A 12,181-nucleotide genomic window follows, 5' to 3' on the forward strand; every position below is an offset into this window, starting at 1 on the left:
ACGGGAAACCGGAGCACACGCCCCGGCCATCCCTTTGAAATAAGTATGGATCATGTCTGAGAAAGGCACCCTCAGTCGGCTCCCTGCTCCATCTCAACATTCAGGCCAAGGGACTTGAGTTCCTTGATCAGCACGTTGAAGCTTTCGGGGATACCTGCCTCGAAGTCGTCCTGCTCCCGCACGATGGCTTCGTACACTTTGGTACGGCCCGAAACGTCATCCGATTTGACTGTCAGCATTTCCTGCAAGGTGTAGGCCGCGCCATAGGCTTCCAGCGCCCACACTTCCATTTCACCGAAACGCTGGCCACCGAACTGCGCCTTACCACCCAGCGGCTGCTGCGTAACAAGCGAATACGGCCCAATGGAACGTGCGTGAATCTTGTCGTCAACAAGATGGTGCAGCTTGAGCATGTAGATGTAGCCAACCGTCGTGCGGCGCTCGAACGGCTCGCCCGTACGCCCATCGATCAGCTGCGACTGCCCGCTTTTGTTGACACCAGCCTTTTCCAGCATGGCTTCAATATCGGGAATGGACGCGCCATCGAACACCGGAGTAGCAATCGGCACGCCTTTCCGCAGGTTGCCTGCCAGTTCCACCAGCGCCTCGTTCGTCATGGAAGCGATGGAGTCATCATAGACTTTATCGCCGTAGACTTCCTTGAGGCGGTCAAGCAGTTCCTGACGCTTTTCACCTGTTCTCTGGTATTCGTCCACCAGATCGCCGATACCGCGGCCGATATTGGCACAGGCCCAGCCCAGATGGGTTTCCAGAATCTGCCCGACATTCATGCGCGACGGCACGCCGAGCGGGTTCAGAACCAGATCAACCGGTGTGCCATCTTCAAGGAACGGCATGTCCTCAACCGGCACAACGCGCGAGACCACACCCTTGTTACCATGACGACCGGCCATCTTGTCACCGGGCTGAAGCTTACGCTTCACGGCAACAAAGACCTTGACCATTTTCATAACGCCCGGCGGCAGTTCATCACCACGCTGGAGCTTTTCCACCTTGCTTTCAAAGCGGGCCTGAATGCGGGCGATCGCCGCATCAAATTCCCGACGCAGGGTTTCAAGCTCGGCCATGACCGTATCAGACGCGACAACAATGTGGCGCCACACCGCACGGGGGTGCTCATCCAGCACTTCATCGGTCAGAACCGTGCCAGACTTGACGCCCTTGAACCCGGCGCCAGCCGTCTGACCCAGCAGCTTTTCGCGCAGACGCCCGAAGAAGGAGCGTTCCTGAATACCGCGCTCGTCATCGCGGTCTTTTGCCAGACGCTCGATTTCCGCACGCTCGATCGCCATTGCGCGCTCGTCCTTGTCCACGCCACGGCGGGAGAAGACGCGCACGTCAACAATGGTGCCGGTCGTGCCGGGGGGCAGGCGCAGGGACGTGTCACGCACGTCAGATGCTTTTTCACCGAAGATGGCGCGCAGGAGCTTTTCTTCCGGCGTCATCGGGCTTTCGCCCTTGGGTGTCACCTTACCGATCAGGATATCGCCCGGATTCACTTCCGCGCCGACATACACGATGCCCGCTTCGTCGAGGTTGCGGAGCGCTTCCTCACCGACATTGGGAATATCGCGGGTGATTTCTTCCTGGCCCAGCTTGGTGTCACGGGCCATGACTTCGAATTCCTCGATATGGATCGAGGTAAACACGTCATCCTTGGCAATCCGTTCGGAAATCAGGATGGAGTCTTCGAAGTTGTAACCGTTCCAGGGCATGAACGCGACAAGCACGTTACGGCCCAGAGCCAGTTCACCCAGTTCGGTGGACGGACCATCGGCAATAATATCGCCCGCACGCACCTGATCCCCCACGAACACCAGCGGACGCTGGTTGATGCAGGTGGACTGGTTGGAACGGGAATACTTGCGCAGACGATAGATATCCACGCCCTGTGTCGCACCGTTAGTGTCGGTCGCCCGCACAACGATACGCGCGCCGTCGATCTGGTCAACCACGCCATCACGGCGCGCAACGATGGTCGCACCGGAATCGCGGGCCACAGCGGCTTCCATGCCGGTGCCGACCAGCGGCGCATCGGAGCGCACCAGCGGCACGGCCTGACGCTGCATGTTCGAGCCCATGAGTGCGCGGTTCGCGTCATCGTTTTCAAGGAACGGGATCAGGGCCGCAGCAACAGACACAAGCTGCTTGGGAGAAACGTCGCTTGCTGTCACTTCAGTCGGGGGAACCAGACGGAAGTCGCCGTTACGGCGGACGGAAATCAGGTCACCGGTCAGCGCGTTCTTGTCGTCAACCTTTGCATCGGCCTGCGCAACAACGAGCTTTTCTTCTTCCATGGCGGAAAGATATTTCCAGCCATCCTGAAGCACGCCGTCCTTCACCAGACGATAGGGCGTTTCGATAAAGCCGTATTTGTTCACCTTGGCATAGGTGGCCAGAGAATTGATCAGACCGATGTTCGGGCCTTCCGGCGTTTCAATCGGGCAGATACGGCCATAATGCGTGGGGTGAACGTCACGGACTTCAAAGCCCGCGCGCTCACGGGTCAGACCACCCGGGCCAAGCGCTGACAGGCGGCGCTTATGTGTCACTTCGGACAACGGATTGGTCTGGTCCATGAACTGGCTGAGCTGCGATGAACCAAAGAATTCGCGCACTGCAGCCGCAGCAGGCTTGGCGTTGATCAGGTCATGCGGCATGACCGTATCAATATCGACCGAGCCCATACGCTCACGAATGGCGCGCTCCATCCGCAGCAGCCCGATGCGATACTGATTTTCCATCAGTTCGCCAACAGAACGCACGCGACGGTTACCGAGGTTATCAATATCGTCGATCTGGCCGCGACCATCCTTCAGATCGCACAGCACCTTGACCGTACGCAGGATGTCTTCCTTACGCAGAACGCGCACGGTATCCGGCACATCGATATCGAGGCGCATGTTCATCTTCACGCGACCGACCGCAGAGAGGTCATAACGGTCGGGATCGAAGAACAGGCCCTGCAGCATGGCTTCGGCTGTTTCGGCAGTCGGCGGCTCACCCGGACGCATGACCCGATAGATATCGATCAGCGCCTCATCACGCCCGGCATTCTTGTCCACCGTCAGCGTGTTACGGATCCACGGACCCTTGGCGCCATCGATAGCCAGAACCGGCAGTTCCTTCAGACCTGCTTCTTCAAGGGCAGCCAGACGCGCTTCGGTGATTTCCTCACCCGCTTCGCCGTAGATTTCGCCGGTATCCATATTGACGATGTCATGGGCGATGAAACGACCGATCAGGTCAGCCTCACCCACCAGAACTTCGCGGGTGGTTTCGGCAATCTTGCGCACCAGACGAGCCGTGAGCTTGGTTTCGGCATCCGCCACAACCTCACCCGTTTCGGCATCGACCAGCGGCGAAAGCAGCTTGACGCCACGGAAGGACTCCGCATCGAACGGACGTGCCCAGCCCTTCGCGGTTTTGGCGAAGTTTACCGTGTCGTAGAAATAGCTAAGGATTTCATTGGCATCCATACCACGGATTTCCATGGCATCGACATCACCGCCTTCAGCCCGCTTAGCGGCGCGAGCGGCTGCCGAAGCGGCCCCTTCCAGCGCGTAAAGCAGGGTCGTGATCGGCAGCTTGCGCTTACGATCGATACGGACATACAGCAGGTCCTTGGCGTCGAATTCGAAATCGAGCCAGGAACCACGATAGGGAATGACGCGCGCAGCAAACAGATATTTGCCCGAAGAATGCGTCTTGCCTTTGTCGTGATCGAAGAACACGCCCGGCGAACGGTGCATCTGACTGACGATAACGCGTTCCGTGCCATTGACGATAAACGTGCCGTTATCGGTCATCAGGGGCATGTCGCCCATATAGACCGGCTGTTCCTTGATATCGCGGATGGAGCGTGAGCCCGTGTCTTCATCCACGTCCCACACGATCAGCCGCAGGATAACCTTGAGAGGTGCCGCGAATGTCAGGCCACGCTGAATGCATTCCTCGACATCGTATTTCGGCTCTTCGAATTCGTAGCTGACGAATTCAAGACGACCGCGCCCGGCGAAATCGTTAATGGGAAAAACAGAGCGGAAAACTTCCTGTAGGCCCGTGGCCGTACGCGCGTCAGCCGATACATTGGCCTGCAGGAACGTCTCGTAGGACGCACGCTGCACATCAATCAAATTCGGCATCGGAGCGATTTCAGGAATACGCCCAAAACTCTTGCGAATACGCTTCCGTCCTGTGAACGATTTGGTGATTGCGTTCATCGTCGCTCCTGCCCCGCCTTAGTCTTCCAGACCATCAGGCCTGCGGCAAACCGCAAGCCAGAAAGTCCGGACGCCGTAACTTCTGCCCTGCCCTGGATCATCCAGAAACAGGCAAACGGGCGGAGGTTGACACCTCCACCCGGTAACCCAGATCACACTATCCCGGTATAAACCGAGAAAGCAGCAATCTTACTTCACTTCGACGGTCGCGCCGTTTTCTTCAAGAAGCTTCTTGATCTTGTCGGCTTCTTCCTTGTTCACGCCTTCCTTGACGGGCTTCGGAGCGCCTTCGACCAGATCCTTAGCTTCCTTCAGACCCAGACCCGTGATGCCACGGATTTCCTTGATCACGTTGATCTTCTTTTCGCCAGCGGCGGCCAGAATCACGGTGAACTCGGTCTGTTCTTCAGCAGCGGCAGCAGCGCCAGCAGCCGGAGCAGCAGCAACGGCAACCGGAGCAGCAGCGGAAACGCCCCACTTTTCTTCAAGGAGCTTGGAGAGTTCAGCAGCTTCAAGAACGGTCAGAGCGGACAGTTCGTCAACGATCTTAGCAAGATCAGCCATGGTTAGTCTTCCTAATATAAATACTGGTTAGCGGAACGCAACCCCCTGAACGAAGGCTGCGCGTGTATCGTAAACACCCGCCCCGAAAGGCGGATGCAATCAGGCGGCTTCGCCCGTCTTGGCATAGGCCCCAAAAACGCGAGCAAGCTGCGCGGCGGGTGCCTGCGTGACGGCCGCAATACGCGTTGCAGGCGTGGAGATAAGCCCCACGAGCTGCGCGCGCAGCGTGTCAAGCGACGGCAGCTCGGCCAGAGCCTTGATCCCGCTGGCGTCAAGCACCTGCGAACCAAGAGAACCACCAAGCACCACAAGCTTGTCATCGGTTTTGGCGAACTCAGCGATCACCTTCGCCACTGCCACAGGATCATCCGACCACGCGAGCGCGGTCGGGCCCTTCAGCATCGGCGCAATGCCGCTGAACTGGGTCCCATCCAGGGCGAGAGTTGCCAGCCGGTTTTTAACGACTTTGTAGTTCGCACCCGCTGCACGCACCTTGCGCCGCAGATCGGTCACGCTGGCCACGGTCAACCCAGTATTCTGGGTTACCACAACCATGGACGTCTGGGCGAAAACGGTGGCCAGAGAGGCGACTAAAGCCTTCTTTTCCGTACGGTCCAAATCCCGTCTCCTTCTTGTCCCTTCCAGCTTACGCCGGACGGAACGGGTTGCCCTTTGGGTGCCACGCATGCGCAACACCCGCTCGCCTGTCCTTGAAACGGAATCTGGGGCCGCCGAAAAAATCAGCCTGCAACCAGCATCCCCGTCATACCACCCGCCAGCTTGCGCTGTTTAAGACCGCTATGGGCCGCGTGTAGTCTCGGACAGGTAACGGAAGACACCGAAATGCCTTCCATGCGTGCTACCGACCAAAGGCCAGCAGCACGACATTCTCATCTCAGACCGTAAAGACCGAGACGTCAACCTGAACGCCAGGCCCCATGGTGGAGGAAAGAGCAGCCTTCTTCATGTAGGTGCCCTTTGCGCCAGCGGGACGCGCCTTCTGCACGGCGTCAACAAACGCACGCACGTTTTCAGCCAACTTGTCGGTGCCGAAGGAAGCCTTACCAACACCAGCGTGGATGATACCGGTCTTTTCAGCGCGGTATTCAACCTGACCGGACTTGGCAGCTTCAACAGCGCCCTTCACGTCCATGGTGACGGTACCGAGCTTGGGGTTCGGCATCAGACCACGCGGACCGAGGATCTTACCCAGACGACCAACCAGAGCCATCATGTCAGGCGTGGCAATGCAGCGGTCGAAAGCGATTTCGCCAGCCTGCACTTTTTCCATCAGGTCTTCCGCGCCAACGACGTCAGCACCGGCGGCGGTAGCTTCTTCAGCCTTCACACCGCGGGCAAACACGCCAACGCGCAGGGTCTTGCCCGTGCCATTCGGCAGGGACACGAAACCACGGACCATCTGGTCAGCATGACGGGGGTCAATGCCGAGGTTGAGGGCGATTTCAACCGTTTCGTCGAACTTGGCGGTCGCATTTTCCTTCACCAGGGCGATCGCTTCATCCAGGCCATAGGCCTTACCAGCGACAACCTTGGCCACAGCAGCGGCCAGACGCTTGTTCTTAGCCATATTCTCAGCCCTCCACCACATCAAGACCCATGGAACGGGCGGAACCAGCGAGCATGCGCACTGCGCCGTCGAGGTCGTTCGCGTTCATGTCCTGCTGCTTCTGCTCAGCGATTTCACGCAACTGAGCCATGGTCACCTTACCAACGGACGCACTCTTACCAACCGTCTGGCTGCCCTTGGAAATCTTGGCGGCCTTCAGCAGGAAGTAGGTGTTCGGCGGGGTTTTGGTGATGAAGCTGAACGTGCGATCCGCATAAGCGGTGATCACGACAGGAATCGGCATACCCGGCTCGAGGCCCTGGGTCTTGGCGTTGAACGCCTTGCAGAATTCCATGATATTCAGACCGCGCTGACCCAGCGCCGGACCAACCGGCGGTGAAGGGTTGGCTTTACCAGCGGGAATCTGAAGCTTGATGTAGCCAACAACTTTTTTGGCCATATCCGGGACTCCTCTCTATTGAACCCGGACCGCGGTTCATACGATTCCACCCAGCGTTACAGCGCCCGGCAAAACCTCCCGCGTTCCGATCAGGAAAGGGGCGCTTACCGGTGGATGCGCCGCCTGTCAAGAGGCCATGCCCTCCGGTCGCTCCCGCAGGGGCGGAAAACAGATACGAAAACACGTGCCCCGCCCGTCTGGCCCGCTCTGCACATGCACCTCCGCCTCATGCAGATGCGCGATGGCGCAGACAAGACTCAGCCCCAGCCCGCTACCCGGCACGTGGCGGCTTTTATCGGAACGGTAGAAGCGCGACAGCACCGCCTGCCGCTCCTCTGGCGCGATCCCGGTCCCCGTATCGGTTACACTCAGTTCCGCCTTACCGCCCTGCTCTGTCACGCCCAGCATGATACTGCCCCCTTCGGGCGTGAACTTGATGCCGTTATCCACCAGATTGGCCAGCAGTTCGACCAGCAAGTGCCTGTCGCCGAACACCTGCACGGGGGCAAGCGGCTTGACCGCCATCAGTCGCTTGTTTTCCATTTCCGCAATGGGTTCGTACAGGTCAGACACATCCGCCACGAGATCGCGCAGGGCCACCTGCCCGAACCCGGCTTTGCGCCGGCTGTTTTCAAGCTCCGCAATACGCAGTAGCGCCGTAATGGTACCCAGACACTGATCCAGATCATCCACCGCGCGGCTCATGGCGGCCTCAAGCTCATCCGGCCCCAGCCCTGCGGAAACAGCACGCTCAAGCCGTGCACGCACACGCGAGAGCGGGGTGCGCAGGTCGTGGGCAATGTCATTCCCCACCTCACGCATGCCGTCCATCAGCCGTTCCAGCCGGTCGAGCATGCGGTTCACGCTCCCGGCCAGCCGCTCCAGATCATCGCGCTCACGCGCGGCAGGCAGACGCTCGTGAATATCGCCCCCCATGATCCGGTCTATGGCCTCGTGCATTTCCTTCACACGCGACAAGGCCCGGTGGCTGAGAATAATGCCTAGAAAGAGCGCAAACAGGAAGGTCGGCACCGCTGCCACCAGCATGGCGTGCCGGAGCATGAGCTTTTGTTCAGCCAGCAGGTGAAAGCTGCGCCCCAGCACCAGAATGGTGCCATTGGGCAGCGACACCGCCAGCAGACGCAGAGGATAGGGCGCGCCTTCCTCGGGGTAGATTTCGATATTATGGGGCTTGCCATCGGCTATCAGCCCGTGCGGCCAGCTATGCAGGTCACCCGCGATCAGGGCGTGCCCGGCATCGAACAGACCAGCACTGCTGATGATAAGCCGCAGATCGCCCGTTGCGCGTCGCCTGATGACATATTCCAGATGCTCGGGCGACATCTGTGCCAAAAGCTCTGCCTCCCCCTCAAGCAGCTCGGTGGAGCGGCGGGATTCCACCGCCTCCATCTGGGCGTAAACAAGCCCGAACTGCATGACCATGACACCCGCCATGGCTGCCAGAGCCATGAGCGTGATGCGGAAGGTAGCGGTGCGGAAAAGCTCAGTCAGAAACACGCAGTTGGAACCCCGTGCCGCGAATACTCTGGATCAGTGGTTCTTCGCCGGGAGCGTCAATCTTGCGCCGCAGCTTGCCGATATGCACATCCACCAGATTGGTACGGGGAATAAAGCGATACTGCCAGACATCCTCCAGCAGCATGGAGCGGGTCAGCACCTGACCGGGGCGGCGCATTAGATATTCCAGCAGCCGGAACTCACGCGGGAGCAGTTCGATCTCGCGCCCATCGCGCCATACGCGGCGTTCGATCAGATCCATTTCCAGCGGGCCTGTCCGCAGACGGGTGGCGCGCACGTCATCCGGCCTGCGCAGCAGCGCTTCCAGCCGGGCGACAAGTTCCTCCATAGCGAAAGGCTTGGTCAGATAATCATCTCCCCCCGCCTTCAGGCCGGACACCCGATCATCGACCGCTGACAGGGCGGACAGAACCAGAACCGGCGTACGCACACCCTGCTGGCGCATGGTCTCGATAACCGACAGGCCATCGGTGCCGGGCAGCAGCCTGTCCACCACCATAACATCGGCCTCGCCCAGCAGAGCGGCTTCCAGCCCGGCATCACCCGTGGCCTCGCACCGCACCCGAAAGCCGCGCGCGCGCAGTTCCGCCGTTATTTCCTCGGCTATGGTCGTGTCGTCTTCGATCAGAAGCACCATCCTGTCTTCATTGGGGCTCTCGGTGGAGGCTCCATGTTCAGGCAGTCCTTCATCACGGACATCATCCTCGTGCGGGAGAAATGTGGCGTCCTCTTTCGTCATGTCCATATCCCTGCTCATACCAACCGTGATGCAGCCCCGTCCTGCACCGTTCCAGTAAAATCGCTTTCAGAGTCCTCATCCACTGCCCCGTCCGTTTCCTCAGGGGAGACCTCAAGGTCTTTCAACCGTTTACCCACGGCCCGTGTCCGCCTGCGTGCCTCCTCGATGGAGAAGGACATGGCCTGAGCGTTTCTGGCCAGTTTTTCCAGCACGCCATCCATCCGCAGCATCTCCTGACGTGTAGCCCCCAAAAGCCGGGCAATACTTTCGGTTCGTTCCTCCAGAGCCAGAGTGACATATCCCAGATGGATCGTCCGCAACATTGCGGGCATAAGAGCCGGCCCCATGATCATGACACGATACTGCCGCCCCACTTCATCCATCAGCCCCGGAATGCGGGCCACCTCCGTGTAAAGTCCGTCCGTGGGCAAATAAAGCACGGCGAACTCGACGGTTCTCGGGGGCGCTATATATTTTGTTGCAATTTTACGTGCTTCAAGCCTGACCGTGGCTTCCAGCGACTTACGCGCGGCTTTTTCCGCTACGGCATCACCGACCTCCGCGGCGTTCAGCAGTCTTTCATACGCCTCGGTGGGAAACTTACTGTCCAGCGGCAGCAGAGGCGGTGCGTCCGAGCGGACGGGCATTTTGAGGGCGAACTCCACCACATCCGCCCCGCTGCCGATCCTGACATTGCTTTCATAAGCACCGGGCGGCAGCACATCATCCAGAATGGCGCGCAGTTGAGCCTCGCCCCAGCCGCCACGGGTTTTAACATTGCTGAACAGGCGCTTGAGATCACTTATCTGTGCTGTCATGGCGCGCACCTCGCCCATGGCTTTCTGCATAGCGGCAAACTGTTCCAGCACACGCTGGAACGAACTCTGCATCTGCTTTTCCACCGCACTGTGGAGTTGCTCTGTGACAGCCTGCCGAATGGCGGCAAGCTGCTGGGCCGATGTTTCCGCCATAGCCTGCAAGGCCTGTGCCTGCGCCGCACGGGCCTCGGCCTGTTCACGCCCCATGCCGCCCGACAAAGTGCCAAGCTGCTCGGCCAGAGCCGCACGCATGCGCTCGGTTCTCTCCCCCATACCGCGCTCGGCTTCGGCCAGAGCGCTCCGCAGTCCCGCCGTTTCCGAACGGACCATGGCCACTTCGCGTTCAACCATGACATACAGGCGCGCCAGCAGATCACCATCCGCGCTGCCCCTCTGGTGGCCACGCCCCACCAGCCAGCCCAGCACGCCCCCCACAACCAGCGCGCCGCACGCAACACATAAAAGAACAATTATGGAACTCATGCCGCTGTTTTGTCGTATGTTCGGCTTTGGAGCAAGGGCCAGCCGCACCGACACATCACAGAGGACACACTGTTTCGTGATGGCATCATCGTACCGCGAATGTTATGGCCGTTCGTTACCAACAACAGAACCGCGCAACGCAAGCTGCGGCATGCCAGATACCGGAGGAACAACCCCTTGAACACGGCACAGCGTATTCGTGGCATACTGGCGGGATCGGCGGGTAATCTGCTCGAATATTTCGACTGGTATGTTTATTCCTCTTTTACCATCTATTTCGCGCATGCCTTTTTCCCGCGCGGCAACGCCACGGCCGAACTGCTAAACGCAGCCGCGGTTTTCGCTGTCGGCTTTTTCATGCGGCCTGTGGGTGGGTGGATTTTGGGCATGGCGGCCGACCGCTACGGCCGCCGCAGCGCGCTGACCATTTCCGTATTGGCCATGTGCCTTGGCTCACTCGCCATCGCCATCTGCCCGAGCTACGAGCAGATAGGCCTGCTGGCACCCACCATTCTGGTGTGCGCCCGCCTGGTGCAGGGGCTGAGCCTTGGGGGTGAATACGGGGCCTCCGCCACCTATCTGGCGGAAGTGGCAACACCGGAGCATCGCGGGTTCTGGTCGGGTATCCTGTATGTCACGCTGGTTATGGGGCAGTTGCTTGCCCTCGTGCTGCTGCTGATCATGCAATACGTGCTGCTGACCCCCGCCCAGATTGAAAGCTGGGGCTGGCGCATTCCCTTCCTTGTCGGAGCGGCAGGGGCGCTGCTGGTCTTCTGGCTGCGACGCCAGATGAATGAGAGCGAAAGCTTTGAAAAAACCCGTGCCAAGGACGACAAGGGCGGCGTGCGCGTGCTGCTTCAGCACTGGCGGGCTGTCATAACCGTTTGCGGGCTGACACTCGGCGGCACCGTGGCTTTTTACACCTACACCATCTACATGCAGAAATACCTTGCCAATACGCTGGGTTTTTCCAAGGAAAGTGCAACCCTTATCTCCGCACTGAGCCTTATGGCCTTTGCCGCCATGCAGCCACTATTCGGCGCGGTGTCAGACAGGCTGGGCCGTAAGCCCTTGCTGCTGTTTTTCGGGTTTGGGGCGACATTCGGTACAGTCCCGCTGCTCAATGCTCTCTCGCACGCCACCTCTGCATGGATGGCTTTTGGGCTGATTGTCGCGGGGCTGTTCGTGGCTTCGGGCTATACGTCCATCAATGCCATTGTCAAAGCCGAGCTTTTTCCCACACGCATTCGCGCACTGGGCGTGGCCCTGCCCTACGCACTGACCGTATCGATTTTTGGCGGCACCACGGAGTATATCGCCCTGTGGTGCAAGCAGGCCGGGCATGAAAGCTGGTTTGCCTATTATGTGTCGGCCGCCGCCGCCATAACCCTGCTGACAGTCCTGCGCCTGAACATGACCGACAGCATTACCGCCGAAATAACGGCCAACACCCAACCGGACGGGCACGCCACAAAAGACCTTTGATAAGCCCTGAATTTGCCACATGCGGGTTCATACTGGTTTTTATGACAGGAACGATGGAGCAGCCCCGCGTTGCTCCGGGGAGATAAAATCAGATGCGCCGTTTGAAACAGATTCTGAAAGTGCTGCCCCTTGTTGCAGGGCTTGGCGCTGTCACGCTTTCCGCTGCACAGGCTCATCCGGGTGGACCGGGCGGCTGGGGCGGTGGGCCCGGTTGGCATGACCGTGGCGGCTGGGGTGGCGGCCCATACCGCCACAACGGCAATGGTGGCGCCATTGCTGGGG

General features: G+C 59.5%; 9 protein-coding genes and 1 pseudogene. 2 read left to right on the top strand and 8 right to left on the bottom strand.

From position 1 onward, the window contains the following. Positions 1 to 71: 71 nt before the first annotated feature. The 8 genes from rpoB to ABF757_RS03285 all read right to left on the bottom strand — a co-directional run bounded on the left by rpoB (position 72) and on the right by ABF757_RS03285 (position 10,414). Positions 72 to 4,244, bottom strand: coding sequence for a DNA-directed RNA polymerase subunit beta (gene rpoB / locus ABF757_RS03250; RefSeq protein ID WP_415480882.1), 4,173 nt, complete (start codon positions 4,242 to 4,244; stop codon positions 72 to 74). Positions 4,245 to 4,433: 189 nt separating this feature from the next. After that, a complete protein-coding gene (gene rplL / locus ABF757_RS03255) occupies positions 4,434 to 4,808 on the bottom strand; it encodes a 50S ribosomal protein L7/L12 (protein ID WP_025860193.1) in 375 nt (124 codons plus the stop codon). Between the two features lie 99 nt (positions 4,809 to 4,907). Next, positions 4,908 to 5,426, bottom strand: a complete 519-nt coding sequence (rplJ, locus tag ABF757_RS03260; protein ID WP_025860192.1) for a 50S ribosomal protein L10 — start codon at positions 5,424 to 5,426, stop codon at positions 4,908 to 4,910. Between the two features lie 277 nt (positions 5,427 to 5,703). Then, positions 5,704 to 6,396, bottom strand: a complete 693-nt coding sequence (rplA, locus tag ABF757_RS03265) for a 50S ribosomal protein L1 (RefSeq protein WP_415480883.1) — start codon at positions 6,394 to 6,396, stop codon at positions 5,704 to 5,706. 4 nt (positions 6,397 to 6,400) lie between these two features. Then, a complete protein-coding gene (gene rplK, locus ABF757_RS03270) occupies positions 6,401 to 6,835 on the bottom strand; it encodes a 50S ribosomal protein L11 (protein ID WP_025860190.1) in 435 nt (144 codons plus the stop codon). 126 nt (positions 6,836 to 6,961) lie between these two features. Continuing rightward, positions 6,962 to 8,353 carry a sensor histidine kinase gene (locus ABF757_RS03275; protein WP_415480884.1) on the bottom strand — a complete coding sequence of 464 codons (1,392 nt, stop codon included), beginning with the start codon at positions 8,351 to 8,353 and terminating at the stop codon, positions 6,962 to 6,964. Further along, the gene (locus ABF757_RS03280) at positions 8,340 to 9,119 is read right to left on the bottom strand and encodes a response regulator transcription factor (RefSeq protein ID WP_415480885.1); all 780 of its coding nucleotides are present in this window, start codon (positions 9,117 to 9,119) and stop codon (positions 8,340 to 8,342) included. Before ABF757_RS03280 ends, ABF757_RS03275 begins: the two co-directional genes overlap by 14 nt. 8 nt (positions 9,120 to 9,127) lie before the next feature. Then, positions 9,128 to 10,414 (bottom strand): DNA recombination protein RmuC, encoded by a 1,287-nt coding sequence (locus tag ABF757_RS03285; RefSeq protein WP_415480886.1) that lies wholly within the window; start codon positions 10,412 to 10,414, stop codon positions 9,128 to 9,130. Positions 10,415 to 10,591: 177 nt separating this feature from the next. On the opposite strand from ABF757_RS03285, the gene ABF757_RS03290 reads away from it, so the two are divergent. Together ABF757_RS03290 and ABF757_RS03295 are read left to right on the top strand one after the other, a co-directional pair. Continuing rightward, positions 10,592 to 11,899, top strand: coding sequence for an MFS transporter (locus ABF757_RS03290; protein ID WP_415480887.1), 1,308 nt, complete (start codon positions 10,592 to 10,594; stop codon positions 11,897 to 11,899). A 92-nt stretch (positions 11,900 to 11,991) separates the two neighbouring features. Next, positions 11,992 to 12,181 (top strand): annotated as a pseudogene (locus ABF757_RS03295) (hypothetical protein); the annotation flags it as partial.

The organism is Acetobacter papayae, from assembly GCF_047721125.1.
GTDB classification, from domain to species: domain Bacteria; phylum Pseudomonadota; class Alphaproteobacteria; order Acetobacterales; family Acetobacteraceae; genus Acetobacter; species Acetobacter papayae.

Bases quoted from the DNA above. Each gene is read 5' to 3' on its own strand.
- rpoB (WP_415480882.1), bottom strand. From the start codon at position 4,244: ATGAACGCAATCACCAAATCGTTCACAGGACGGAAGCGTATTCGCAAG.
- rplL (WP_025860193.1), bottom strand. From the start codon at position 4,808: ATGGCTGATCTTGCTAAGATCGTTGACGAACTGTCCGCTCTGACCGTT.
- rplA (WP_415480883.1), bottom strand. From the start codon at position 6,396: ATGGCTAAGAACAAGCGTCTGGCCGCTGCTGTGGCCAAGGTTGTCGCT.
- rplK (WP_025860190.1), bottom strand. From the start codon at position 6,835: ATGGCCAAAAAAGTTGTTGGCTACATCAAGCTTCAGATTCCCGCTGGT.
- ABF757_RS03280 (WP_415480885.1), bottom strand. From the start codon at position 9,119: ATGGACATGACGAAAGAGGACGCCACATTTCTCCCGCACGAGGATGAT.
- ABF757_RS03285 (WP_415480886.1), bottom strand. From the start codon at position 10,414: ATGAGTTCCATAATTGTTCTTTTATGTGTTGCGTGCGGCGCGCTGGTT.